Source organism: Pseudoalteromonas luteoviolacea, from assembly GCF_018100925.1.
Classification (GTDB): Bacteria; Pseudomonadota; Gammaproteobacteria; order Enterobacterales; family Alteromonadaceae; genus Pseudoalteromonas; species Pseudoalteromonas obscura.
The window spans coordinates 303792-328893 of the sequence record NZ_JAGJEH010000007.1 but is presented as its reverse complement, the minus strand read 5'-3'; the positions used below and the strand labels follow the sequence as shown (position 1 = coordinate 328893).

Here is a 25102-nt window from a genome sequence, read left to right as displayed (position 1 = left end):
CCTTAGCATGTGTCAATTGGCATAAGGGTGATGCATACAATTAAATTAAAAATTTTTAAATTATTAGGAAGTATATGACAGTGCCCAACGCGATATTTATTCTTTTTAGTGGTGATGACGTAACGCTTCAAGCACGTTATTTTGCCCCGCTATCATTGCAACAAGAAGGGTATATACACGCTTGTAAAGCTGAGCAAGTTCACGATGTGTACAGGCATTTCTATCTGGGGGGAGACGCTGTCAAAGTTGCGGTGATAGATCTTCGTTTAGTTGAGGCACAGGTGGTTTTTGAAGCACCATCAGAGCCCATTTGCAATCACACAGAATTCCCTCATATTTATGGTAAACTTAACACAGGTGCTATTGTAGATATTATTGAATACTCCCACTTCACACACCAAGATGTTGCCTTGGATATCCTGGATGTATTGGCTCACTATCGCTTTGAACGTTTGCCAGTAGAAGGTACTTTGTATAAAAGCACTTGGCGTGCAACTGAGGAGTTAGACGGTAACGAGCCAATAGGTACGGCGATGATTGGCATGTACTGCCATGTATTGAAAAGCGTATCTTGTTTTCATCGTTTAACACACGACGAAATTTGGCACTTTTATCAAGGTGATGCATTTTATCTGTATTTGCTCCACCCCGATGGACGCTCAGAAACTGTGGTCATGGGAAGTGACTTTAAACAGGGTCAAAAAATCCAGTACCGAATCCCAGCAGGCGTTTGGCAAGCAGGAGAGTTGGTAGGATCAGGAAAATATGCGTTGTTTGGATGCACTATGGCTCCAGGGTTTACCGGTTCGTGCTTTGAAGCAGCAGATCATGGCCTCTTAAAAAACAAGTATCCGGCTATGGCTGAAGTTTTTGCTAGATTGGCAGTTAACAATCATGAGACGAAAATGCCAAAGGGGTTTGCAAGTTAGCTAAGCAGATTAAGGCCAAGCCTAAATTGTGCATTTGGTCTGTTTGTATTGTTCCTCTGTATTGAGCAGTGACAAATTAATAGGAACTTGGTTTTGATAAATAAGGTTTTATTCATCGTAGCTTGGCTGCTGTTCTCCGCTTTTCTTGAGGCAAAACCATCTGTTGAAAAGCAAATGGAGGTGTTACAAGAAGCGGAAGACTACCTGACTGTAAAACCTTCAAACTCACTGCGCCTGTTGAATGCAATGTCACACCGAGATGTACTGCCTGTGGCTCTCAAGATCCGCTGGCATATCATACGTGTTAGAGCCTCAGTACCAACCAACCAGCTCACCACGCTAGAGCAATCCCTAAAGGCACTGTTTGAATTTGAAACACACCCCTATTTTATGAATAAATTACCTACTGTGTTGAGTGCGTTGGGTATTTGGCTGCGCAGAAAAGGCTATTTGGCGGAAGCGGACATGAGTTTGCAGTGTGCACTTAAACATGCTCAGGGGGATGCTCAGAGGCTAACGTTAATAAATAGTAGAGCACTGGTTGCAAGGCATATGGAAAATCACCAAAAAGCCGTTAAATTATACCAGCGTGCGGCAAAGTTGGCGAAAAAATTACAGCATCGCTCTATGTCGGCGACGATAAACAATAATATGGGGGCAATCGCCTTAGACCGAGCAGACTATGTGAGATCCGACCGTTATTTTAGAGCTGCACTTGAAGGGTATCAAAGCGTCGATAAACGTTCAGGCTATATTACTGCGGGGGTGAATTTACTCTTTTTGTTTGTGCTTAAAGGTGAAGCATTGAACTACCAGCGCCTGTATTCACCGATAAAAGCGATGACAGATGCCTTTCCCAATCAATCTAAAAAAGCATTTTTGCACTGGATCAACACTGCACATGCGGTACAACAAGGGGCTAAGTTATCCACCGAAGAGCACCAAGCACTACTGAATTATTTTTCACAACTTGAAAGTAACAAGGTTAAAACCCTAGTTGCCCAACACCTGGCGCCGATTGTTCAGATTGAAGTACCAAAGGCCTCTGTTGAAAAAGTACCGCCATTTCAAGCCAAATGGTTTGATAAAGTTCGCTTATGTGAGTGGTTATAATGGCGTTATAAGGATTGAACCTGTGCTGCCAGCTTTTTAACTATGACAATGTTGCTTGAGAACAAAAACAAGATGGGAATAAAGCGCTTACCCTAATCGAAGGCGGTGATTAATCTATCACCGCCCGATTGAACTAATCGTTATAGCTATTTGAAATTCTAAAAAACTGCCTAATACGTGAATCACTATAGCACCAAGTAAAGAAGGCATTTCCTTCATCTATTGCAGCTTCAACAACCGCATCGCTGAACGGCGAATTTTGGCTTACAATTAATCTAACTCGGTCTTGAAATAGATCTGCAATTTTTTCCACCTGTTGCATTTCGACATCAGTAAAAGGGTGGCTGTAACCCCCTTTGGCTGAACTTGCATCGCCAGCGCTACCGTGATAACCAACATAAATTTTAAGTGGCTTTTGTGATGTTGCCAGCGTATTGATGGTCGCTTCGTGCTTTTTTAAAGCCGTGTAAAAGTCATTGACGTCACCAGTGCCTGTGTTTGTGACTATTCCACCGGAATAAAACTTAAAATCTATTGTCATAATGATTCCCCTTGATTACAAAGATTTTGATATACATTGAAAAGTAATTGCAGCTTATGGATGTGAGCGCTCAAATTGTGCGACCTTGATAGGAGCGCCTCTTCTGGCTAAAAATGTACACCCCTTGATTTCCCCTTCGTCAATGACATCGCCATCTTTTCCCATACCTAGGATGTAGTTTTTATCGATGGCGAGTCTCAATGTGACACCTGGCCAGTTGAAAGCTAAACCTCCTTGGTAAAACTCATAGAGTTGCCGATTTTTAAACAGAGCTGCAAGGTCATCCCATGCTTGCTGGTAATTGGCTGGACTCAGCTTATCCCAAGGTGTATTTCTGGGGCTAGATGGATTGTAGTCACTTTCATTGTGCCCTTTTTGCTTTGTGTAATCCTTATCGGCTAAGGTTTGTTCAGTGAGTGTGGCCGATCTATCTTCATCCCAACCACCAACACCTTTGTCATGGTACAAAATCATGTAGGCTTCGATGGGGTGGCATAGTCTGCGAACGACAAAACAGTTATTTTGTATATATTCTTCGATTGTGTCTGGAGTACTATTTTCGTTTTTTTCTAAAGCAATGATGGAGTTGCTTCTTTTCAATGGGTTGCTATCCATTGTAACCACCGATTAGATAAATGTATTGGTATCTCAAGTATGAAAGTGAGTGGGGTTTAAAACACGGCGAAACGGGCTATATAGTCATGGGAATAAATGAATAACGTCATAGGTGCAGCAATGAGCCAAATAGAAATTGTAGATTATCGTCCTGTTTGGGCTGAAGAGTTTAAATGGATTGCAGCAGCTTTAAAGCAAGCTTTAGGTCACCTTGCTGTCGCTATTGATCATATCGGCTCGACCTCAGTTCCTGGGTTAGCGGCCAAAGATGTCATAGACATTCAAGTAAGTGTAAAGGCCCTTGACAATCCAAAAATAGAAAACGCGCTCAGTGAAGCGGGGTATAGGTACAGAGCTGACATAACCCGTGACAATCTCATTGGCTACAATGAGGATGATTTGAATATGCAAAAAATGTACTTTCGCGAACCGCAAGGACAGCGAAAAATTCATATTCATATTAGAGAAGTAGGTAGAGTTAACCAAGTTTATGCGCTGTTATTTAGGGATTTTTTACGTGATAACGCGATTGTGTCGCAAGCCTATGAGAAGATCAAACGGGAGCTTGCTCTACGATTCCCCAATGATGAAATCGCCTATTACGCGATTAAAGATCCCTATATGGATACGATTTTTAGTGTTGCTTGTATGAATAAACAAGTAAATCAGGTTTAATAAAATAAGTTGATAATCAATGAGCGAGCTAGATATGGATATAGAAACGGATTGGTCAGAAATAAAGTCTTTGTTTAAGTGCTCTTTTAAATCTTCTTTTCACTACGCGATTGCCAGCGTTACGGACGATGGCGAGCCGCATATTACACCCATAGGCTCCTTAATCTTAGCGGAGCCTGGCAAGGGCTACTATTTTGAAAAGTTCACCAAGCGGTTACCTAACAATGCGCGGACGCAGCCAAAAGTATGTGTATTGGCGGTCAATGGTGGCATGTGGTATTGGCTAAAGTCCTTGATTAAAGGGGAGTTTGGCAGCCGACCTGCGGTGAGGCTATATGGCACCTTGGGCGCATTGCGTGATGCGACTGATGCCGAACAGGCGCGCTTTCAAAGGCGCGTTAAAAGCACACGTTTTACCAGAGGTTATAAATTGTTGTGGAAAGATATGTCTAAAGTCAGGGAGATTGAATTCGATAGAGTCGAACAAGTTAAGATTGGTGCGATGACTAAACGTTTCTTTTAATGTCTAACACCTTATTAATGGCCCTCTGCTTTGTCCCTTTTTATCGTTCAATAAGCAGAGGGACTGTTGCTTAAGTGGCCTGCCACAGCAGCACAGACAGTGCAGCTAACCAGACAAGTTTGATCCAGTAAGAAATACGCTGATACAGGCCTAAATTGTGTCGTAGCTTATATGCCCGTGACATCTTATATAGATAGAAAAATGCGGCACTTGCAGACAAACCTGAAAAAACGCGAAATTCAATCGCTACATCACTGAAAGCGACAATAATTGGAGCGACAAGCAAAGACAGTAACATGATGAATCCAGCATGAGAGTGGATTTGGCAGCTCAAGGTCGGAGAGTCAGTGTAAGGGTCTTTGTCCATGGGGAAAAAACCAGCAACCCAAGTGCCAACACCATGGATGACAATTAACCAGCCAACAAAAGTCAGTGATAGCGTATCGCTGGCTACTTGCGTAACAGCCCAACCAAACACGCAAAATAATACGCCTAACGGATAATTATTGATAAGTGGGGAAAGTTTTTCTGTCGGGCTACCTGCTGCGCCTAGTTCACTACAAAATTGTGTTTTATGATTGTAGTTTGGGTAAAACCGCCCGGCAACATAGACGCCAAGGGTTATCCAAATTGTTGCTAGCAAGCCCGCCAACAGTAAGATGTTTCCTTCCATGGGATCCCTCCTGTATTTTATTATTTATTTTGTTAATGTTGAAAATAAAATACGTGAATGATCTAAAAGTGTCAATGTACAGCCATAAGAGCCGACGTTTAAAGACAGAAAATCTTAATGGTGATATAGGTTAAAGGTTTGTTTCTTTTAGTTTTTTATATATTTCTTCAAAAACCTGCTTTTGCTCAGGGAAACTTTCCATTCCCTGTTTAAATGTGGCCATCGCACGCTCGTAGTCTTCTAGATTGATGTAGCACATCCCTTTGTAATATTGGGCCGTCGTGCCAGCTGGGTGGATCTCTAGAGATTGATTAAAATAATCTATAGCGGTATTAAAATCTCCCATGTCCATATAAGCAAAACCAATATTGTCTATGGCTTCAAAGTAAAGGGGGTAGATATTGATGGCTTGATGATAAGCTTCAATTGCTTGTACGTACTGTGCTGCTTGATTTAGCGCATAGCCCTTTGTGTAGAGTGTATTTGCCCTAAAAATGAGATCATCGACTTTTTGATTCGTCACTTCAGCATACTTGTTAAAATCGTTATGCTTTAAGTAGTTAATATACCCTTTTAACTCAGGTTTTAGTGGCACCTCATGTCCGATAAATTGCCATTTTTGCGCCAATTTCGCGTGTGCAATGGTTGAATGGTAGGCCGATATAGGGAGCGCTCGCAATTGCTTTAGAGCAGGCTTGTCAGCTGCGGGTTGATAACGCAATACATGAATAGTAGAAGATTGCGCGTTTGTATCAATATCAAGAATTTTAGCTGTGTGCCATAAGCCACCATCATTAATTGTGAATACATCACCAATTTTATAGTGGTGGGTTACTTTGTAGTAAGCGTTGCTGGCACGTACTTCCGGTGTAAATATGGAGAGATAAGTAAACAGTAAAATAAATGAGATCAAGACGTTGTGCATTCTAAATGTACTTATAATTATAAATTGCTATGGAGTAAGTAAATACTGACTTATCTTCTGTTTATGGTGGCGGATTCTCTCAGATATATATCGCTTTGTCATCTAAAAAAGGCAGTTTGAGAGATTTTTATTAAGAAATGATATTATTCATAATAACAAAATAAACATCTATGGAAAGAATGTTTGAACTTTGTACGATTTGGGTGACGAACATGCACAAAATGGTGACTGTGAGGTGACATAGTGACATCGACTACTGCCTAAATGGCTATCTTCCACCTTAAAGCTGTGATCAGCTCCCTATTTCAGCTGGTTCTTGTAATTTACTTGTATCTATTTCTACGACAAACAGCATAGATATCAACAGTGCGCACAGTATGGCACGCAATGTATAGGCGATGATTTCATAGCTATCATAAATGATGGTTAACTTCGTCAGCACGCTGAAAAAATCATAATTAAAACCCAGATCTACGACATTTCTTAGTAAGTTTTCGATGAGCATCAATGCCATCAAAATTGCCGTCAAAAATAGTGAAAAAGCGATAAGGCCCTCAGCGTAGGTTGGGGCGACATGGGGCACCTGATTGAAAAAGTGTTTAGTTAACCTGACTCTGAGCAGTAAAAGGAGGCACGTACTGAGAAATAAAGTAAATTGCACGCCGTAGACAATGGTGCCAAGCCATATCATTGGCAGAGTATCTGACTCTAGAGGTATCAAATAGTTAAATGAGGTGAACTCAAATAGTGACATTGCCAGTATTAATGTGGCAATAGATTTGGCATTGATGTTGTCTATTCTGAACAGCAATACGCCAAAGCAACAAGAGATTGTAGCGAGCGACATAAACACCCAATCGTACGAATAGACAAATACCAAGGCAATGATCATAGAAATTGCACAAGATATGCGCAAAACGCTCATGGAGTTAAAGCTTATTGTTGTTGATTAATTAGTTCGGTTGGTTTTACTGGTTTTGTTGTCGGTCGTTTAGTTTTATATGCGCCACAAACAAGTTTGCAATTGTCAGGGGTAAGGAGTTTGTCTCGAAGTGGTATTTTCATGTTTATTTTCCCTATACTTGCCGTATTAACTCAATCCGGCTTAGTTATTTCAGCGATTGTAATTGAAACCCACACGTTACTTTTCGTGTTTGAGTTTGTTGACTTTGCGATATCTGTGCAAATTGTTTTCTACTACAAGCTCACGTAAAGTCTGGAGTTGTTCCTCTATGGCGCTTAAATCAAATCTACATGCAAGTGACCATTTTAAATAGTCTTTGTATTTAATATCACTGACACCATTTTCATAGTTAATGATTGTTGCTTCGCTGGTACCGAGCACCTTGGCCATTTGCTTTTGAGTCTTGTTTGCTGCAAGCCTCATTACCTTTAAGTCACTTAAGCTTTGCTCATCGTGCGGCCGAACAGTTTTATTCAATGTCTCGCCCTACATATAAAAATGTTAATTAATCTAAAGATTTTTAGATGTTTAAGCATTTATTATAAAAATGTTAAAATATGTAAATACTATATATGGAGCATAACTGAATGACAAGGATAGAACATGACATTACGTTGATAAATAGGTTTCAAAGCACGGTTGAACAGCGCTTGAGCAATCAAGTTAAAAGCCAACGTGTAGACATATTGTCGACGGATAAATACCCAGTGGTGAGCTACCAACCTTTATACAGTAAGCGGTCGCCATTGTGGGTTATCTATACCCAGATAGGAGAATACCAGTTTCAGTCACTAGAGAGCCTTTACACCCGCATGTCTGCGCAATTGTTACGTGTGATTTTAAATACCGGCAGTCAGCCTAGTAATGTCATGGTGTGCGTCACTCTTAAGGGGATTGGCAACAAGTGTAATAGTGGCTTTTTTCTCACATCGGCAGAGTTAGTTGGTGGCGTGGATGAGTACGAAGCTAAAAGTCGAGTGCAATCCGACTTTGGCGTGGCAGCGCAGCTGATTGATATGCTCAATGGGGTTGATCCGTTGATTAAGGCTATGGCCAAGTCGACATGTATTGGCTCATCCGTCATATAGGTTTTGTAACCTAGTGGCTGGGGAAATAACAGGCTATTGCGAATAAACAAAAGATCCACTAGAATCGGAAAAAAGCTGGATATTTTATGGAGTTTTTATGGCGGATTCGAAGAAGACAGAAGTTAGATTTTCAGTAGATGCAGATTATTTAGCTGCGCTGCAAAGCAGGCTAGGGTTGAAAAAGTCTAGCGATTTAACCAAAGTTGCATTGACGTTGTTAGACTGGGCATCAGACGAAGTCGTCCATGATAGAACGATTTTATCCGCAAACAAACAGGGCAAAGACATACACCGTCTTGTCATACCTGAGCTAAATAATATCTCCAAATCCAATCTCTAAAAACCAAATTAGTAATGAGTTAAGTCATGTCTTCAAGTGCACAGGACTGCACACAATCGACGCAATCCACCCTACAGGAATCTTGGCAAGATATTGATCTTGCATCTGCACAGGATTATACCCCCGAAGATGCGCCTGTTTCAGAGCCGCTCACTGGTAAGGAAAAGGCGGGTGTCAAATTAACTTGGGGGATCATTAGCATATTGATCGGTTTTTTGGTGGTCATCCTAAGTATTTTCATGTGGGGTGAATACCAGTTTTTTACTGCAATGCGAGATACTCAGCAATTGATGCTCACTAACAAGCTAACCAGCTCGGACTTTCTGGATCAGCTTACTCAACAGAGAAACGATTTTCGCGCTTTTTGGTTTGATACGTTACAGCTCATATTACTCAATGTGTTATTCCCGACATTAACGGCTTTACTTGGATATGTATTTGGTACTAGTCGAAATGGCAGTAGCAATTAGGCTTGTTGTGCACGAACGGTAAGTGTCTGTTAGCTAATAGAAAAGAATGAGTTCCAGCTATTAAAAGTGAATATTGTTGTTATTCTATGGGGAGATCCTTGATTATTATGTGTATTTTTTCGTTTATAGGTCGACTATTTTAATCGCCTGACTATGAATAAACTTTTATTTTGAAGCAGCTCAATTCGTTTGAATTACGTTAACTGCATATTAGACATGAAATAATTTAAGTTGATCTGTAGAGTAATACTTGTAGTCTTTACTCATTCTTTATGGTGAGTTTTATTTAAAGGAGTGAGGCTTGTTTGATGCAAAACAAGTTCTCTTAAACAAAACTGGCTGTTGATCACAAGGCAATTGCATTGCTAAGTGACATTAATATTATCTGGCTAGCCGTTCGGCCCTAAATTAAAAACGCATTTCAAGGAGCTGTTTATATGCGTGTTGAGCCTTATAACGTCGAGGAAAGCATAAAACCTTGGTCTGTTTTTATTTCGCTCTTGGCACCTTGCAAGGGTAAAGTGACTTTGGTGTTGAGTTTAGCAGCCTCGATCAGTCTTACAGAGCTATTGTCTGTCTATCTTTTATTTTTGTCTATTCAGACATTGCTTTCACCATTGCCCAGTACAGTCGATAAATTGACCTGGATTGTTTTGGGTTTAGTTGGAGCAATATTAATCAAGTCCGCATTGAGTATGGCTGCGTATTATTTTAGCCATCAGGTCGCGTTGAAAGCGTTGACCGAGCTTAGACTGATGCTGGTAAATTGCTTTGCCGCCTTATCGCAGAAATGCTTATCAAAACATCAACCAGAAGAGCTTAAACATGTCCTGATTGATGATGTTAAGAAGTTAGAAGATGTAATCTCACAGCACAGTGTTGAGCTTGTACAGGCTGTAATATCTTGTTTAGCGATAGTTATTGCTCTGTACCTTATTGATTGGCGGCTGGCACTGAGTATTGTCACAGTGGTATCTATAGCACGAATATCTAGTAGTCTATTCATGTCAAAAATGGCTTCATACCAAGCAAAAGTCAATGATGCTGAAACGGAGCTAAATTCGACATTTTCTGATTATGTAAAATACGCCCCTTTGACGAAGGTGCATGATTTAGATAGTCAGTATTTTGCCACTTTAGGCAATAAAGCTGATAACTATCATGATGCAGCTCACCGCTTTGTTGAGCAAGTGGCATTGAACCGGGTGCTGTGTTCGGCATTGTTAGGCTCCTCTTTCATTTTTATGCTACCGACAGCGATATGGTTGCACAGTGCAGAGCTATTAACGTTAGAGCATGTGCTTCTGAGCATGTTATTGGTCATGAGTATGGTTGTGCCAATACTCAGTGTTCATCATCTTTTAGAGGAGTTCAGCGGGTTGCAAGATAGCATCCGTCGTATTACGCCTTGGTATGGTAACCAATATTCACTCCAAAAAAGCGCCCCGCAAGCAATCGATCTAAAGTATCCACAGCTACAATTTTACAATGTGGGCTTCAATTATAAGCAACACGCGATACTGAAAAATGTGCACTTTGAGCTACGCCCACATGCGATCAATGTGGTCTTTGCAGGTGCAGGCTATGGTAAGTCTACTTTGGCAATGTTAGCCAGTGGCTTGATATCACCGTCATCAGGCCGAGTGCAGCTTTTTGGCAAAGATGTATCTGAGTTATCGGATAGCGAGCGGATAAACTACATGGGAGTAGTGACTCAGGAGAGTTACCTATTTGAAGGCTCTGTACGTGACAATATTTTGCTTGGGCGCAGTGGAGTGAGCACCGCAGCCCTTGAGCATGCGGTAGTGGCATCTCAGCTAAAACCTTGGTTACAGCAGCAAACCAATGGCTTAGAAACCCAGCTCCAAACGCGAGGTGATAACTTATCTCGTCGTGAAAAGTTACTTATCGCGATCGCAAGAGCTCTCATCAATGCGCCTCCTTTGGTGATCATAGATGATGCGGATTTGGCAATGGATAACTACTCTCATGCCAAATTCTATCAAGCACTGAAAGGTCATTATCCTAACACCACGTTTTTGGTATTTACATGTACCTATCTCGGCCTTGAAAATGGTCAACAAATTAATGTGCTTCACAATGGAGAAGTTATTTCGCAAGGTACGCATGAAGTTCTGTTAGCACGGTGTGACTACTACGCAAAGGGTTGGCAATTACAGAGAAGTGAAGGTACCCAGTCTTCAACACTTTCAACTTCTCAAACCCCTCAGGCAAGTTATGAGCACTAAATGCGAGCATTAATATGGATAGACAAACTATAACCAGTATTTTTCGTGTATTTAAGCATGTCGAAGAGGGAAAAAAACGCTACGTGAACGGCGTTTTGTTTAGAGTAGTAGCAGGCTGCTTGTCTATTTCCCCCCTCGTACTGTGCTTTTATTGGCTCTATAGTGAGTTACGCACGACAAGTGACGAAAATGTATTATTTATGAGTTTAAGCGGTTACCTCATTGTATTAGTCGGATTGTTTTTTATGCAATTAGTGTGCGCCTATTTAGGTTATTCACAGAGTTTTATCGCCAGCTCCCAGATAATTCATGCCTATAGAGTAAAGTTAATAAACCACATTAAAATACTGCCACTTGGTCAAATTAATCAAACACCCAACACGGAATTTGCTAAGCAAATAAACCAAGATATTAAAACAGTTGAACATGGATTAACTCACATAGTACCGAATTTATTGGCTGTATTCATACCGACGGTTCTAGGTGTTGCCATATTGGCGTTGATTTCACCATTGTACACTTTAGGTGTTTGTCTAAGCGTAATGAGCGCATTGTATGTGATGCGTATCGCAAAAAATAAATTTGCGCAAATGACAAAGGAAAAAGCGCTATCTGATAATCAAATTAGTCGAACGGTGACTGATTATATTGAGGCATTACGGGTGCTCAAGTTGTTCAGCCAATCGTGCCATTGGCTCGCACGTGTTGAAAAGCAGCTCAAAATCAATAAGCATCACAGCTTGCAGATGGGGTTATGGCAGAGCAGTTCTGCATTGGCTTACCGAATTGCACTCAATATGATAGTGGTGCTATTTGTCGCTATGTTAGCGGTGACACGGCCAGAGCAAAGTGTCTTAACTATTGACTTTGAAGCCATTATATATGCTCTACTGTTAATGCAAATACTCTGCCCTTTATACGGTATTGATAAACAATTCAGAGCATTGCGCACTGCTGTTCAATCTGAGCAAAATCTTGAATCATGGTTAGGAAAGCCTACACTCACTGAACCTGTTAAGGCACACATGCCAAAGCGTTATAGTATTAAATTTGAGCGTGTGTCATACAGCAATGGTATCGACCAAGGTATAGAGCATGCTTCTTTTTATGTGCCTGAAAACTCGGTCACTGCTATCGTAGGTGAAGTGGGTGACGACACCTCGATATTACTTAAATTGTGTTCACGCTTTGTGGAGCCTGCTTCCGGCCATATAAAAATCGGGGGGGTAGATATAAAAGATATTGGCTCTCAAGGGGTATTCAGCATGCTCAGTATGGTGCTGCAAAATGCGCAATTGATCGATGCCAGTGTAATGGACAATATTCGAATAGCGAAACCAGATGCCAGCAATGAAGACGTTTTGCAGGCCTGTGAACAGGCCAATTGCCTTGAGTTTATTAATCAGTTACCAAATGGCGCAACGACTCAAGTCGGCGACAAGAGCATAAGGTTATCCGCCCATCAACGGCAGCGAATTGCCATCGCTAGAGCATTCCTGAAAAACGCACCGATTGTCTTACTTGATGAGACAACAACATCTTTTGATCCAATTACACATAATGATGTGGCCAGTGCAACTACACGCTTAATGAAAAATCGCACGGTCGTCATAGTGACACATCATTTATCGAACATAATACACGCCGATAACATTTTAGTGATAAATGAGGGAAAGCTGGTGGAGTCAGGTACTCACCGCTGTTTACTATCAATCGGCGGCTATTACACTCGGTTGTGGCGAGCACAGTCGCGAGCCGCGTAAAGGGGGTTGACGGCCAGTTTCCCTGCTAGAAACACATCACTCTATTTGTGTTGTCCCACTGCATTTTAATGGGGGCCACAATGCTGTTTAAAAATCTGGGAAATAGAAATTGAGTCATAATTTTTGGTGTACTTGTAAAGTGTTTCCTATGAAAACGGGGTTAAACCGTAAATATTAAACTGTCTAACATTGTTTTGAATGTGTTCGATATACACGGGGTTAAATTCAGCGGGATTAAATAGATAGGAGAGGCCGAGCCGTCACTTTTAGTGACTATGAGTGTACTTGAGGACGCTTAGCTATGTGTAGAGGGAATAGATAGCGCGCCCCTTAATACTATTATGTTCTGTCTGGTATTTTAAAAATTGTTTATCGCAGTGAAGGTGTAAAAAGGAATGTGGTTGAAAATAACTCAATTGTTAATTTTGTGTGTTTTTTGTAGCGTCAATTTACAAGTGTTTATTCAACTAGATATTTAAGGAAAAGCGAATGAGAAAAGTGCTACTGGTAGTGGTCAGTTGTTTAGGAATAAGTGTTGCGGCGAATGCAGCAGGTACTCAGTCAGCAACTCCAAATCAAACGGCCAATATTGATGGGATAACATCGGCAACTTATACAACCAAAGCAACTATTTTGGACCAGTTAACTCCGTCAAATGCCTGTACAGATAGATGTCAATATGAGTATGAAGCCTGTGTTAAATGGGCTCCGCCTTGGAAAAACTGCCGTGCATATCTTACGAGTTGTACGAGAAACTGTGCAAATAAGTCAAACTAAGTATCAAGAGTCTATGAGGTCGTTTCACGACCTCTTTGGTTGGATTTAACCTGCAAAGTAGTGGTTTTTGACGTTAAGTACATCTAGAAAGTCCCCGCATTTGCCTTGCAATTCAAAAAAGGTAAATACCCTTTTATTTTTCGGTAATACAGAGGCTTTAAAAATCAAAAGTTACAGTCTTTCTAAAACATAAGGTATTTTTACTTATAGTAGGGTATGTGTTTGTAATTTATATTTTTTGTGCTAAAAACCGATACTTCACTGCCGTACAGGCAGCTTAGAAATGCTAAAACGCAGCCAGAAATAATTGAGTCTGCTTGCCTGTGCTACAGGCAGTCAAAAAATGTTTCTGACCTTTATGAGAACAATAATATGCATATACGAAACTGCAAAAAATGGATCCTGATTTTCATCAGGATGACGGTGAGCAGCGTGATGTATTGCGGGGATACAGGTCAGGAGCAATGGGCAAATAGTTCAAAGAAAAACAGCATATTTTCGGTGGAGATGCACAGAAAAGACCTGAAAACGTGTGTATCTCATTTATAATCAATCAAAGGGGAATTTTACCTTTGATTTTTGCTCTTTTAAAATTTTCATAGAATACAAATAGTTAAAACTATCTGTTTTTAACAAGGTAAAAATGAGGTTTTTACCTTAATCGTTTGTTGCAACTTATCTTTTTTCATTTATCTTATAGTTCACTGCCGTGCAGGCAGCTTAGAAAACAACAAGCCGCAGTTGCCATTGAGGTTTTTCCGTTCACTGCCGTGCAGGCAGCTTAGAAAAAGCGCCTCAAGGGCGTTTTGGACACGCATGGGTTCACTGCCGTGCAGGCAGCTTAGAAAAGCATTGCGATTAATATCACTTTCAGTACTGAGTTCACTGCCGTGCAGGCAGCTTAGAAACATCTGAGACTCGTTTATTTAAGCCTGAAACCGTTCACTGCCGTGCAGGCAGCTTAGAAAGTCAACTGACATAGAATGACGTGGTGACATAGGTTCACTGCCGTGCAGGCAGCTTAGAAAGCCCTGCTCTCAGCGCTGGTAACAACCTATGCGTTCACTGCCGTGCAGGCAGCTTAGAAAGTTGCAGGTGCGCAGCATTCAATACACCACACGTTCACTGCCGTGCAGGCAGCTTAGAAAAGTCATGCGAACAAAAGCCCAATAGTACTGGTGTTCACTGCCGTGCAGGCAGCTTAGAAAGTCAACACTCACCGCTAACGCGCTATCAGCTGGTTCACTGCCGTGCAGGCAGCTTAGAAAACTTAGCGGCGATGGGGTTTAAACCAATCCATGTTCACTGCCGTGCAGGCAGCTTAGAAATTACTAACTGAGCAACAACAATCACAGTTGCGGTTCACTGCCGTGCAGGCAGCTTAGAAAAAACAGCATATCTGCAAGCGATGCGGCTTGTTGTTCACTGCCGTGCAGGCAGCTTAGGTGATGAGTGACCAAAACGAAGTTTCGCAGCACGAAGAAGTGAGGTCATGGATGACCGATGTAACCAAGCTCCATGGATGGATTTCAGCTCCGTGTTGGCAAAACTCCGGTTCACTACCGTGCAGGCAGCTTAGGTGATGAGTGACCGAAACGAAGTTTCGCAGCACAAGAGGTGAGTAGCCTAGAATAGGGTCATGGATGACCGATGTAGCTGCGCTCCATGAAATTCAACACCGAGCTTTACCTTATCACTACTTTACCGTCATTCACGCTGCTGAGATGATAGAAATCGACACGAAACCTCCAAGCATTTGGATACCGACAGCCGTCATTCCGAGCTTGCCTCGGAATCCATGTTTAAAAGTTTATAACCAAGTACAAAGGGTTTTGCACGCTTTAACTGTAGGCCAGTCATTAAAGATCAAGGTAAACGTGTCTTACTCACTTTCAAGGGGTTGGCCATAAAGTTCATTACAATAAATGATATTGTTAGATAAAAGATGTAGCTGGCGATACAAAATAAGCCAATTAAAAAGGTGGCTAAAACTATCCCAAGCGCTGTAACCGCGCCAAAAATGGGGCTCCAATAAGTGCGACAAGCCAGCCCTTTGTGATTCACAAATAAAGCGCACTGCCCAGTATGCACAAAGGGTAGAGTGACTCAGACAAAAGCATGCAGTAAATCCTACTGGCGACAATTTCAAATAGGTGGTGACTAGAATTCTGTGGCATTGTCTTCATTGGTAAATTCATGTTTGTCATCAATAATTGCCTTGCTCAACTTAGCAGGAAAATATTGAGTGATAAATCGTCACCTCCAATAAACCTGCTTGCGAGACGATTGAAGCGAACACAAATAAAATGTGCCTACATACATTTGTATTTTTGGCATTACATTACTTTTGCTGAGCTATGGTCGTGTGTTCGAATATCACCTTGTCGCTGATCAATGACTTTTACATTTTCATTTGATACATTTATTTCACGTAAAATTTACTAAAAGTGGCATATGCAAGCTAAGGAAGAGCAATATTTTAGATACATTGAGGCAGTGTTATTTTGGCAAGGCGAGATCCAAACGGGTACTTTTCAAGATAAATTTAAACTATCAAGACCCAGCGCAAGGCGCTATTTAACAGACTTTATCGTACGTTACCAAATTGACGCGAATTACAGTGAGTCGGAAAAAGCCTATGTATTGGCAACCCCCTTTACACCTAATTATATTTCCCAAGATTTCACTGAATATGCCAATTTAATTGGTGAGCAGTATGTACACAACTTAAGTACCTCAACGATTGCGACTCTGCCTTTACCTCATAGAAAATTAAACCCCACCATTTTACGGCCCATATTAAACGCTTGTCGTCGGCAAAGTGTGCTCGATATCCGCTATCAATCGATAAAAGACGATGGAGAGGCGGAGCGTATTATTCGTCCTCATACACTTGTTAACTCAGGGCTTCGTTATCACTTAAGAGCATATTGCGAAGATGCTAAGGGATTTAGAGACTTTTCGTTATCTCGCATTTTATCTGCGAGCCCTGAATTTAAATGCAAAGCACAAAAGTACAAACAAGATGACGAAGCATGGCAACAAGAGGTAACGTTAACCATCATGCCAGATCCGCGTTTAAGTGACTATGCCCAGCAAGTCATTGCCCATGATTTTGATATGAGTGGAAACCGAAAACAGCTCAAAACCAATGCCGCGCTGGTTAATTATTTGATAAGCATTCTCCGCTTAGATGTACAGCACCCAAGCCCAGAAGCCCAGCAAATAGTGATGGATCCCGATTGCTACCGAGCACTTAGAGAGCAAAAGCTACTTTGGAACTAAACACCTGTAAAAAATTTTACTGGTGAAACGTGCAGCATTGAAGCCGTGCATAGATAAAAGTACGTTATGTCTAAACCCAAAGGAAGTGGAAGACGATGGAAGACTTAAGCCCAAGCGATTTAAAAGCCATATTGCACTCAAAACGTGCCAATTTATTTTATCTAGAATACTGCCGAGTAATGCAAAAAGATAGCCGCGTTTTATTTTTAACTGAAGCCACCAAAGAGAACCTCTATTTTAACATTCCCATAGCCAATACCACGGTTATTTTGCTGGGTAATGGCACTTCAATTACACAAGCTGCGATGCGCATGCTTGCTCAAGCTGGCGTTTTGGTGGGCTTTTGTGGCGGTGGTGGCACACCACTTTATATGGGCTGTGAAATTGAGTGGATGACCCCACAAAACGAATATCGCCCCACAGAGTACCTGCAAGGCTGGATGGGCTTTTGGTTTGATGATGAAAAGCGCTTGGATGCTGCAAAGGACTTTCAGCAGGCACGGATCGCGTTTTTAAAGCAGGTTTGGCAAAAAGACCGAGACTTAAAAAATGAAGGCTTTAACTTTGACGATAAAGCTATTCAAACCGCGTTGGATACGTTTTTTACACGGACGCAGGCCGCGACAAGTTCTCAAGCGTTGCTACTCACAGAGGCGCAGCTCACCAAAGTGCTTTATAAATATGCCGCCAATGCCACCAATTGCGAGGGTTTTAAGCGCCAGCATCAGTCATCAAAATCTGTCGATATAGGCAAAGCGAACGACTTTTTAAACCACGGTAATTATCTCGCTTATGGTCTGGCAGCCTGCACTTTGTGGGTGCTTGGTATTCCTCATGGTTTCGCCGTGATGCATGGAAAAACCCGTCGCGGAGCCTTGGTGTTCGACATTGCCGATTTAATCAAAGATGCATTGGTGCTGCCTTGGGCATTTATTTGTGCCAAAGAAAACGCCACCGAGCAAGAATTTCGTCAGCAAATCCTACAAGCGTTTACTGATCACAAAGCACTGGATTATATGTTCGAGCAAGTAAAACAAGTGGCGCTTCAAGATCTCAGTGAAGAGCAAATCGCAGAAATTGAAAACAGCCAAAAAGGTGACTCGCTATGATGGTCACATTCGTGTCTCAGTGTGAGAAAAATGCGCTGAAGAAAACCAGACGGGTACTGGATGCTTTCGCCAACCGCATTGGCGACAACACATGGCAAACCGTGATCACCCAAGACGGGCTTGATACCGTTAAAAAGATGCTGCGTAAAACCGCCAGCCGCAGTACTGCGGTGAGTTGCCACTGGATTCGATCCCGCGCTCGAAGTCAGTTTTTGTGGGTAGTGGGGAATAAAAGTAAGTTTAATTTAGAGGGCGTGGTGCCTGTGAACTACACTCACGCCGATACCTCTGATTATTATGATTCTCATTACTGGAAAACATCTACTGAAATAAAACACGCAGCAGCAATAGCAGGTTTATTTCATGACTTTGGTAAAGCCAATGTGCTGTTTCAAAAGAAGTTGAGAGGGCAGTCGAAGGTTTCTCATGAGCCGTTTCGCCACGAGTGGGTTTCTTTAAGAATGTTTCAAGCATTTGTTGGCGATAAAAAAGATATTCAGTGGATAAATGCCTTAGTTCAACTAAATAAAAGTGATTTTGAATACTTTATTAGAGACGGCATCGATAAAGACAAAGAGCATAGCAACCCTTTAACGGAGTTATCTGGTTTTGCTCGATTAGTTGGCTGGTTGATCCTTTCTCATCACAAGTTGCCTATCTCTATAAAAAACGCTCCATTTTCGGCAGTCGAGGATTGGCAAGAAAAAAATTTTTCCGCTTTATGGAACTCGCCCAAATCAGCCAATGATGATGAGCAAGAAAGGTGGCAAGATAATTGGGCTTTAACAGAATATGGTAGCCCCATTAATAGTTTTCATTGGTGTTCTAAAGCCTGTTTTGTAGCATCAAAAGCTAAAGCACAATTAAATTTCAATCAAGATAAAAATTGGCTGACTGATGATGCTTTTACTACTCACTTAGCTCGGCTCTGTTTAATGCTGGCTGATCATACTTATTCTGCCAAGCCTGTTGACGATATTCGCCTGGATTGGCGTAGTGAAAACTATCCAGTTATTGCCAATACGGAAAAAAATAAGCAGGGAGAAAAAGTAACTAAGCAGCAACTTGATGAGCATTTGATTGGCGTTGCCCATTATGCAGCAAAAATTTCAGATGGCTTATTAAGGCTAAACAGTGATTTACCGCAATTAGAGCAGAGTAATACACTAACGTCGAATGTTGCTGAAGAGTATAAAGAGCACTTTGGTTGGCAAGATGATGCCAAAAAGCTAGCTAAATCCTTAGGTAAAGGAACTAAAAAACAAGGTTTTTTCGGTATTAATATGGCGTCAACTGGCAAGGGTAAAACGTTAGCCAATGCCAAAATAATGTTTGCCTTAGGCCAAGGAAGTGGCCGAATTCGCTTTAATGTTGCTTTAGGCTTAAGGTCGTTAACATTACAAACGGGTAAAGAGTATCGAAAAGAGCTAGAACTTACGGATGAAGAATTAGCAATCTTGGTTGGTGGCTCGGCGGTAAGTCAACTGTTCGAAATGAACGAAAAGGACGAAAGTAAAGTCACCATTAAGGAGCAACCTAGTCTTGAAAGTAAAGGCAGTGAGTCAGAACAAGAGTTATTAAATAAAGACTTATACATCGATTGCAAGTATACGGGCCAGCACCATAGCTTATCAAGGTGGACAAAGCACAATGATAAGATAGAAAAGCTACTTAATGCGCCGCTACTTGTTTGCACTATAGATCATCTTATGCCGGCATGTGAGGGCATAAGAGGTGGCCAACAAATCCCAGCCAGCTTAAGGTTATTAACCTCTGATCTAATACTCGATGAACCTGATGATTTTGGCCTACAAGACTTACCAGCATTAACTCGGCTTGTTTACTGGAGTGGTATGCTAGGTAGTCGTGTATTGCTTTCTACTGCGACTATGCCACAAGCATTAGCTAATGCATTATTTAGAGCCTATAAAAAAGGTTGGCAGCAATTTGCCAACGCTAATATTGATAACTTTAATGGTGAAATAAGTTGTGCTTGGTTTGATGAATTTAAAGTTAAAAATGAGCTAATAGCTGATGATAGCAACTTTAGGCAAGCGCATAGCAAGTTTGTATCAAAGCGCATTCAATTATTAGCTAAGGAAATACAGCCTAATCGTCTTGGTTATATTTTGGATATCATTAAGCAAGAGAACCAAGACTGTATTTATCAACGCTACGCAAAAACACTTCATCAAGGTATTTTAAAGTTACATGATGAACACGCTAATGATTACCACGGAATAAGCTTTTCTATTGGTTTAGTGCGAATGGCTAATATTAACCCGCAGATAGCGGTTGCCAAAGCACTATTAACACTTACTAGCCCTAGCGATATCTGCATTCATTATTGTGTTTATCATTCTGCTTATCCGCTTGCTATTCGTTCTTACTTAGAGCAACAGCTTGATGTTTGCCTTAAACGCAATGCTAAAGATAGGTCATGGCCACCAAAGGAGCTAACTGATAAGTTAAAGCAACAGCCAAAAAAACATCATATTTTTTTGGTGCTTGCATCTCCGGTAGCTGAAGTAGGGCGAGATCATGACTATGACTGGGCAATAGTTGAACCAAGCTCGATGCGCTCGATAGTACAATTAGCAGGCCGCATTTTGAGGCATCGAAGTCTACTACCATCCAAGCCTAATATTTTTCTCTTAAGTCATAATATCAAAGCATTAAAACAAGAGAAGATTTGCTTTGAAAAGCCAGGTTATGAATCTGAAAAAATTAGTCTTATTAGTCATGACCTTAATAGCGTATTGAGTGGAGACCAGTATGAAAAAGTCGATGCAACTCACAGTATTTCACTAAAAACGCCTTATAAAAGAGACAGAAGTGGCAAATTTTTCAATTTAGTTGAGTTGGAATATGCCGCGCTGCAATACCAGTTATTTGAATTGAAGGATAAGCAAGATAAAAACCAAAAAGCCGCATCGGCTTGGTGGGACTATTCACCTCATTGGTGTGGCGAGATACAAAAACAACAACGATTTAGGCAATCACAAAAAGATGAGGCTTATTACTTATTTGTTGATGAAGATGGTGAACACCGCTGGGTATGGAAAAATGAAGCCACTTACCCAAATGAGTTTACGCCAGAGCTAAACGCTATAGACATAGATAAGATTGAAAATCTGACAATCGCCAATGGCAATCAATTTTGGTTTGATTTAAAGCCGTATCCAATTTATCAACAGTTAGCTGACTATTTTCAAATAGATTTAGAGCAAGCCACCAAGCGTTTTGCTGAGCTTAGAGTAATTATGTATCAAGCTAATCCAGCAAAGATCTACCAATATCATTACCACGAAAATTTAGGCTTACACCAATTACCGAATAAAAAAACAAGAGATCGTTAATATGAATGAAAATGAACAAAGCAGGCCATGGTCTGCATTGATAAAGGAATATATTGATAGCACGGGAGAACAAAATAAGCTGTTAGAGTACAGGCAATTATTGCTAGCTGATTTTTATAAATCACAATTACTCACCGCCAAAGCGCCAGAGGAGCATGATTTAAAAGCGTTTAACAAAGCATGTAAGGCGGCTGAAAAAATCAAAGTCACAGCTAAAGAGTGCGATAAATTATCGTTAGTTTATGCTGATTTTATTGGTAAGGCTTGGATAAAAGGAAATGCAGAGCAATTAGCAAGGTTACAAGCAAAATCTTGCTTTTATAATATTTGGATTTGTAAGGCATTAATGCAAGGTGACGGTGTATTTCCTGCCACTCATATTGCCAAATTAACCCATTCAAGCAGTGGCGCATCATCAATATTTGATCGTATTTCTGCACAAGACGATCGCTATCTTACCACCTCGTCATTACGCTCCCCCGTTATTGATGGCGCTTACCCTAATGGTGCACTTTCAAAAAATGTAAAGTTTTTAATGCTCGACAATGGGGGGTTACTAAGTGAGGAAATTTACCATGGGAATAGTGAGCCATTATCGTCTTTTGCCGATGATGGGCAAGAGCTAGCGTCGTGGATGGCCGGTTTTAATGCCATTTTTAATGCACCCCTTAAAAGTGATAGTTTAGCCAAACAAGTTTACTTTCCTGTTGATGGCGGTTATCACTTATTAACTCCGCTCACATCGTCAGCTACTTGCCAAGCTATCTATGACAAGTGTTTTTCGAAAGATGTAAAAAAGCAACAGGAAAAAGATGGCAAAGCAGTCAAGGCGCAAACTTATAGTGACCATACTTATGTACGAACAACTAATACGGCGAAAATTGCTACTGTAGCTAGTCAGCCTCAAAATGTATCGGTACTAAATGGCAAACGAGCGGGCAAAGTTCATTTATTTTCTTCACAGCCTCCTGTATGGCAGTCACAGTTAAAAGCGCCATTAACTAAAGCATCGTATTTTGATGGCTTATATCTCTCAAGAGCAAGTCAGGTAAATATTGAATTTATCAGAGACTTTATAATTAGATTTAATGACTTAGCACTGAGTATTAAAGATCCTAAACGTAAAAAGTGGTTAGAGAAATGGGTGCAAAGTGTTTTTGACGAAATACTTGATCGCGTTTCTTATCTTCATGCTTTACCTGCGGGTTGGTCGGAAAACAGTGAGTTAACTGATGAATACCAATGCTTTTTAGACCCTTATTGGCAAGATCAGGCTTTTCAAGCAAAGCGAAAAACCATCGATTGGCAAACTGTAGTGCGTAGAGATTTCGCTAAGTGGTTAAACCGCTGGCTAGTAGGCAAAGACAAAACCTTTACCGCTACAACTGCCCATAGAAAACTTTGGCAATCTTTTGTTGAACATCAATTAAGAAAGTTTGAATCACAAGTTCAAGTTAACTTAGCGCAGTCGACTCAAAACTTGGCGGAGGAGGTATAACGATGAAGCAATATATATTACTCAGCCATATTCAAGTGCAAAACGCCAATGCCGTTGCTGGTTTTACATGGGGATTTCCTGCGATTACTCACTTTTTGGGCTTTATCCATAATTTATCGAGAAAGCTGGCTAACAACAGTGGTTTTGATGATACCTCGCTAGGTGGCTGCGCGATAATCGCCCATCAACACCAAGTACATACTTATCAAGCCTCAAGAGACATCGAGTTTTTGCAAAGTAAAAATCCACCTTATATGCATGGTACTGCTGCGGCAAAACTAGGCGATGCACCGCCCATTATTGAAGAAGGAAAAATGAACTTGACCGTTTCTTTGTTAATAGCCTATGAAGGCAATGTCGGTAACAGAGAAACTAGCTTTATCAACTGGCTAAACGCGATTTGTCGTCGTCAGCGCCTCGCTGGTGGTTCAATAGTGAGCATAAAAGATATTTCATTAAAGACGGTTGAAAGCGATCAAGATGTTATAAGGCTTCATCGCCAATTACTACCTGGCTTTGTATTATTCGATAAAAGTGATTATTTAGCTGAGTGCTATAGCGAGTTATTAACTCAAAATAATGACGCAGAACTGCTTGATGCTTGGTTAGATTTTTCACGATTAAAGCAGCGTGCAAGGCCAAAATCGAACTTGATTGGTAAACACCTGTTGGATTTATTACACCAAGACTCAAGTAACGACAATGTCAATCAGCTGTTTGAAGTTTGGCAAGAGCATCTTCAACAAGAAATTTTTAGACCAGAGCATATCCCACACCAACTAACCGAGTACTTTGCTGGTTTACCGGCGGATAAACATAACAAAAAGTTGTTAGAGCAATGGCAACACTATTGTGAGCCAAGTAATAAAACTCCCGCAGATTGGAACTACGCAAAACGTAAACATACTGGCTACTTAGTACCAATTATGATCGGCTATAAGGCTATTTCATCCAAGCAAGATAATAATCAAGTTGCTATCACGCGCGACAACGAAACTGATATTTGTTTTGTCGAAGCGGCTCATGGTATAGGGCAGTGGTGCGGTATACATAAAGTCAGTTCGCCAGAAGCATTGGAAAAAAGCTTATGGCAATACAGTTATGACAAGAGTAATCCTCACTGGTACTTGTGCAAACAAGTGTTAGAGACAGACACCTTTATCGAATTCGAAGAATTTTAAAATTTTACTATTATTTTTTAGGAACCATTATGTCTAAAGAAATCCAAATAGAACTGCCAAGCCTACTTTCATTTGAACGGAAATTAGAGGTGTCGGATGCATTAATGTTTTCAGGTACTTGGCAAGAAAACTTTAATGAAGACTCAACAGAATGGCCGAAAATTGTAATATCACAAAGACAAAACCGCTCAACCCAGAGTGCACATGGTATTAGTGATGAAGACAAAGCTAAACCAAATCCTGCGTCATCAGATAGTGATGATGCTAACTTACCTTTAAATGCGGATACATTAAAAGTCAGCTTTTCACTTCGAGTGGTGGGTGATTTAGGTAAGCCGTTTGCTTGTAATGCGCCCGAATTTGAATCAGCCATTTTTAATAAAGTTGATGAGTTTAAATCCAGTGACGGCCTGAATACATTGGCTTTTCGTTATGCCTACAATATTGCCAACGGTCGCTTTTTATGGCGAAATCGTGTAGGAGCAGAAGCAATATCAATTCATGTGGAAATTGCAGAGTTTGATCAAACACTCATATTTGATGCTTATGATTTTTCATTAAAAAACTTTGAAAAAGGAGCTAATAACCAAGCATTAGCGACATTAACCGAAGCGATAGCAAAAGGGTTAGCAGGCGATGATGAAAGCTTTGCTCTGATTAAAGTAAACGCCTATGTCAAATTAGGCAATGGTCAGCACGTTTTTCCATCTCAAGAAATGAATATGAATGAAAAACGTAAAGTATTGTTTAAGCTTGATGATTGCGCAGCCATTCATAATGTAAAAGTTGGTAATGCATTACGAACTATTGATAACTGGTATGGCAAAAGCAGTCAGCCAATAGCTATTGAGCCTTTTGGATCAGTTACCCAGCGCGGTGAAGCATACAGAAAAAATAAAATTGATTTGTACACATTAATGGTTAAATGGGTACGTGATGAAAACCTAACCATAGATGAGCGAGCTTACGTTACAGCTAATTTAATCCGTGGTGGTGTGTTTAGCCGCTCAAGTAAGTAGGTGAGC

22 protein-coding genes and 1 CRISPR repeat array are annotated in these 25102 nt (G+C 40.8%); of the genes, 16 read left to right on the top strand and 6 right to left on the bottom strand.

Annotated elements, in window-relative coordinates; translation table 11 throughout:
• Window positions 1-74 precede the first annotated feature (74 nt).
• Together J8M00_RS16940 and J8M00_RS16935 are read left to right on the top strand one after the other, a co-directional pair.
• Entirely contained in the window at window positions 75-929 is an 855-nt protein-coding gene (locus J8M00_RS16940) for a cupin domain-containing protein (protein ID WP_211011712.1), read from the top strand.
• Window positions 930-1022: 93 nt separating this feature from the next.
• Window positions 1023-2042 (top strand): tetratricopeptide repeat protein, encoded by a 1020-nt coding sequence (locus J8M00_RS16935; protein WP_211011711.1) that lies wholly within the window; start codon window positions 1023-1025, stop codon window positions 2040-2042.
• Window positions 2043-2175: 133 nt separating this feature from the next.
• Here J8M00_RS16935 and J8M00_RS16930 read toward each other — a convergent pair whose 3' ends face one another.
• Both J8M00_RS16930 and J8M00_RS16925 read right to left on the bottom strand, forming a co-directional pair.
• Window positions 2176-2583 carry a hypothetical protein gene (locus tag J8M00_RS16930; protein WP_211011710.1) on the bottom strand — a complete coding sequence of 136 codons (408 nt, stop codon included), beginning with the start codon at window positions 2581-2583 and terminating at the stop codon, window positions 2176-2178.
• A gap of 54 nt (window positions 2584-2637) precedes the next feature.
• Window positions 2638-3198, bottom strand: coding sequence for a hypothetical protein (locus J8M00_RS16925; RefSeq protein ID WP_211011709.1), 561 nt, complete (start codon window positions 3196-3198; stop codon window positions 2638-2640).
• A gap of 96 nt (window positions 3199-3294) precedes the next feature.
• Between J8M00_RS16925 and J8M00_RS16920 the strand changes: the two genes are divergently transcribed.
• Both J8M00_RS16920 and J8M00_RS16915 read left to right on the top strand, forming a co-directional pair.
• Window positions 3295-3873, top strand: coding sequence for a GrpB family protein (locus tag J8M00_RS16920; protein ID WP_211011708.1), 579 nt, complete (start codon window positions 3295-3297; stop codon window positions 3871-3873).
• Between the two features lie 19 nt (window positions 3874-3892).
• Window positions 3893-4396 (top strand): pyridoxamine 5'-phosphate oxidase family protein, encoded by a 504-nt coding sequence (locus tag J8M00_RS16915; protein ID WP_211011707.1) that lies wholly within the window; start codon window positions 3893-3895, stop codon window positions 4394-4396.
• A gap of 70 nt (window positions 4397-4466) precedes the next feature.
• Here the strand turns inward: J8M00_RS16915 and J8M00_RS16910 are convergent, their stop codons facing one another.
• The 4 genes from J8M00_RS16910 to J8M00_RS16895 form a co-directional block, all read right to left on the bottom strand.
• On the bottom strand, window positions 4467-5069 hold the full coding sequence (locus tag J8M00_RS16910; RefSeq protein ID WP_211011706.1) for a DUF998 domain-containing protein: 603 nt from the start codon (window positions 5067-5069) through the stop codon (window positions 4467-4469).
• Between the two features lie 130 nt (window positions 5070-5199).
• Window positions 5200-5994 (bottom strand): tetratricopeptide repeat protein, encoded by a 795-nt coding sequence (locus J8M00_RS16905; RefSeq protein WP_211011705.1) that lies wholly within the window; start codon window positions 5992-5994, stop codon window positions 5200-5202.
• A gap of 292 nt (window positions 5995-6286) precedes the next feature.
• Window positions 6287-6919: a hypothetical protein gene (locus J8M00_RS16900; RefSeq protein WP_211011704.1), complete on the bottom strand. Its 633-nt coding sequence runs from the start codon at window positions 6917-6919 to the stop codon at window positions 6287-6289.
• A 216-nt stretch (window positions 6920-7135) separates the two neighbouring features.
• The gene (locus tag J8M00_RS16895) at window positions 7136-7435 is read right to left on the bottom strand and encodes a helix-turn-helix domain-containing protein (RefSeq protein WP_023400038.1); all 300 of its coding nucleotides are present in this window, start codon (window positions 7433-7435) and stop codon (window positions 7136-7138) included.
• A gap of 110 nt (window positions 7436-7545) precedes the next feature.
• Here J8M00_RS16895 and J8M00_RS16890 point away from each other — a divergent pair, with 110 nt between their 5' ends.
• From J8M00_RS16890 to csy3, 12 genes are all read left to right on the top strand, one after another.
• A complete protein-coding gene (locus J8M00_RS16890; protein WP_211011703.1) occupies window positions 7546-8046 on the top strand; it encodes a hypothetical protein in 501 nt (166 codons plus the stop codon).
• A 97-nt stretch (window positions 8047-8143) separates the two neighbouring features.
• Window positions 8144-8386: a hypothetical protein gene (locus J8M00_RS16885; protein WP_023400036.1), complete on the top strand. Its 243-nt coding sequence runs from the start codon at window positions 8144-8146 to the stop codon at window positions 8384-8386.
• Window positions 8387-8412: 26 nt separating this feature from the next.
• A complete protein-coding gene (locus J8M00_RS16880; RefSeq protein WP_211011702.1) occupies window positions 8413-8856 on the top strand; it encodes a hypothetical protein in 444 nt (147 codons plus the stop codon).
• 437 nt (window positions 8857-9293) lie between these two features.
• On the top strand, window positions 9294-11105 hold the full coding sequence (locus J8M00_RS16875) for an ABC transporter ATP-binding protein (protein ID WP_211011701.1): 1812 nt from the start codon (window positions 9294-9296) through the stop codon (window positions 11103-11105).
• Between the two features lie 14 nt (window positions 11106-11119).
• Window positions 11120-12868 carry an ABC transporter ATP-binding protein gene (locus tag J8M00_RS16870; RefSeq protein ID WP_211011700.1) on the top strand — a complete coding sequence of 583 codons (1749 nt, stop codon included), beginning with the start codon at window positions 11120-11122 and terminating at the stop codon, window positions 12866-12868.
• A 489-nt stretch (window positions 12869-13357) separates the two neighbouring features.
• Complete coding sequence (locus J8M00_RS16865) at window positions 13358-13645, top strand: hypothetical protein (RefSeq protein WP_211011699.1); 288 nt, start codon at window positions 13358-13360, stop codon at window positions 13643-13645.
• Window positions 13646-14344: 699 nt separating this feature from the next.
• Window positions 14345-15093: direct repeats of the CRISPR family, unit length 28 nt; unit sequence GTTCACTGCCGTGCAGGCAGCTTAGAAA.
• Window positions 15094-16099: 1006 nt separating this feature from the next.
• Window positions 16100-16930, top strand: a complete 831-nt coding sequence (locus J8M00_RS16860; protein WP_211011698.1) for a helix-turn-helix transcriptional regulator — start codon at window positions 16100-16102, stop codon at window positions 16928-16930.
• Window positions 16931-17025: 95 nt separating this feature from the next.
• A complete protein-coding gene (gene cas1f, locus J8M00_RS16855) occupies window positions 17026-18039 on the top strand; it encodes a type I-F CRISPR-associated endonuclease Cas1f (RefSeq protein ID WP_211011697.1) in 1014 nt (337 codons plus the stop codon).
• Window positions 18036-21398 (top strand): type I-F CRISPR-associated helicase Cas3f, encoded by a 3363-nt coding sequence (gene cas3f, locus J8M00_RS16850; protein ID WP_211011696.1) that lies wholly within the window; start codon window positions 18036-18038, stop codon window positions 21396-21398. The genes cas1f and cas3f overlap by 4 nt, the downstream gene beginning before the upstream one ends.
• Before the next feature lies 1 nt (window position 21399).
• Window positions 21400-22896, top strand: a complete 1497-nt coding sequence (gene csy1, locus J8M00_RS16845; RefSeq protein WP_211011695.1) for a type I-F CRISPR-associated protein Csy1 — start codon at window positions 21400-21402, stop codon at window positions 22894-22896.
• A gap of 2 nt (window positions 22897-22898) precedes the next feature.
• The gene (csy2, locus tag J8M00_RS16840; protein WP_211011694.1) at window positions 22899-24077 is read left to right on the top strand and encodes a type I-F CRISPR-associated protein Csy2; all 1179 of its coding nucleotides are present in this window, start codon (window positions 22899-22901) and stop codon (window positions 24075-24077) included.
• Window positions 24026-25096: a type I-F CRISPR-associated protein Csy3 gene (gene csy3, locus J8M00_RS16835; RefSeq protein WP_348772559.1), complete on the top strand. Its 1071-nt coding sequence runs from the start codon at window positions 24026-24028 to the stop codon at window positions 25094-25096. Before csy2 ends, csy3 begins: the two co-directional genes overlap by 52 nt.
• The last annotated feature ends 6 nt before the right edge of the window (window positions 25097-25102 follow it).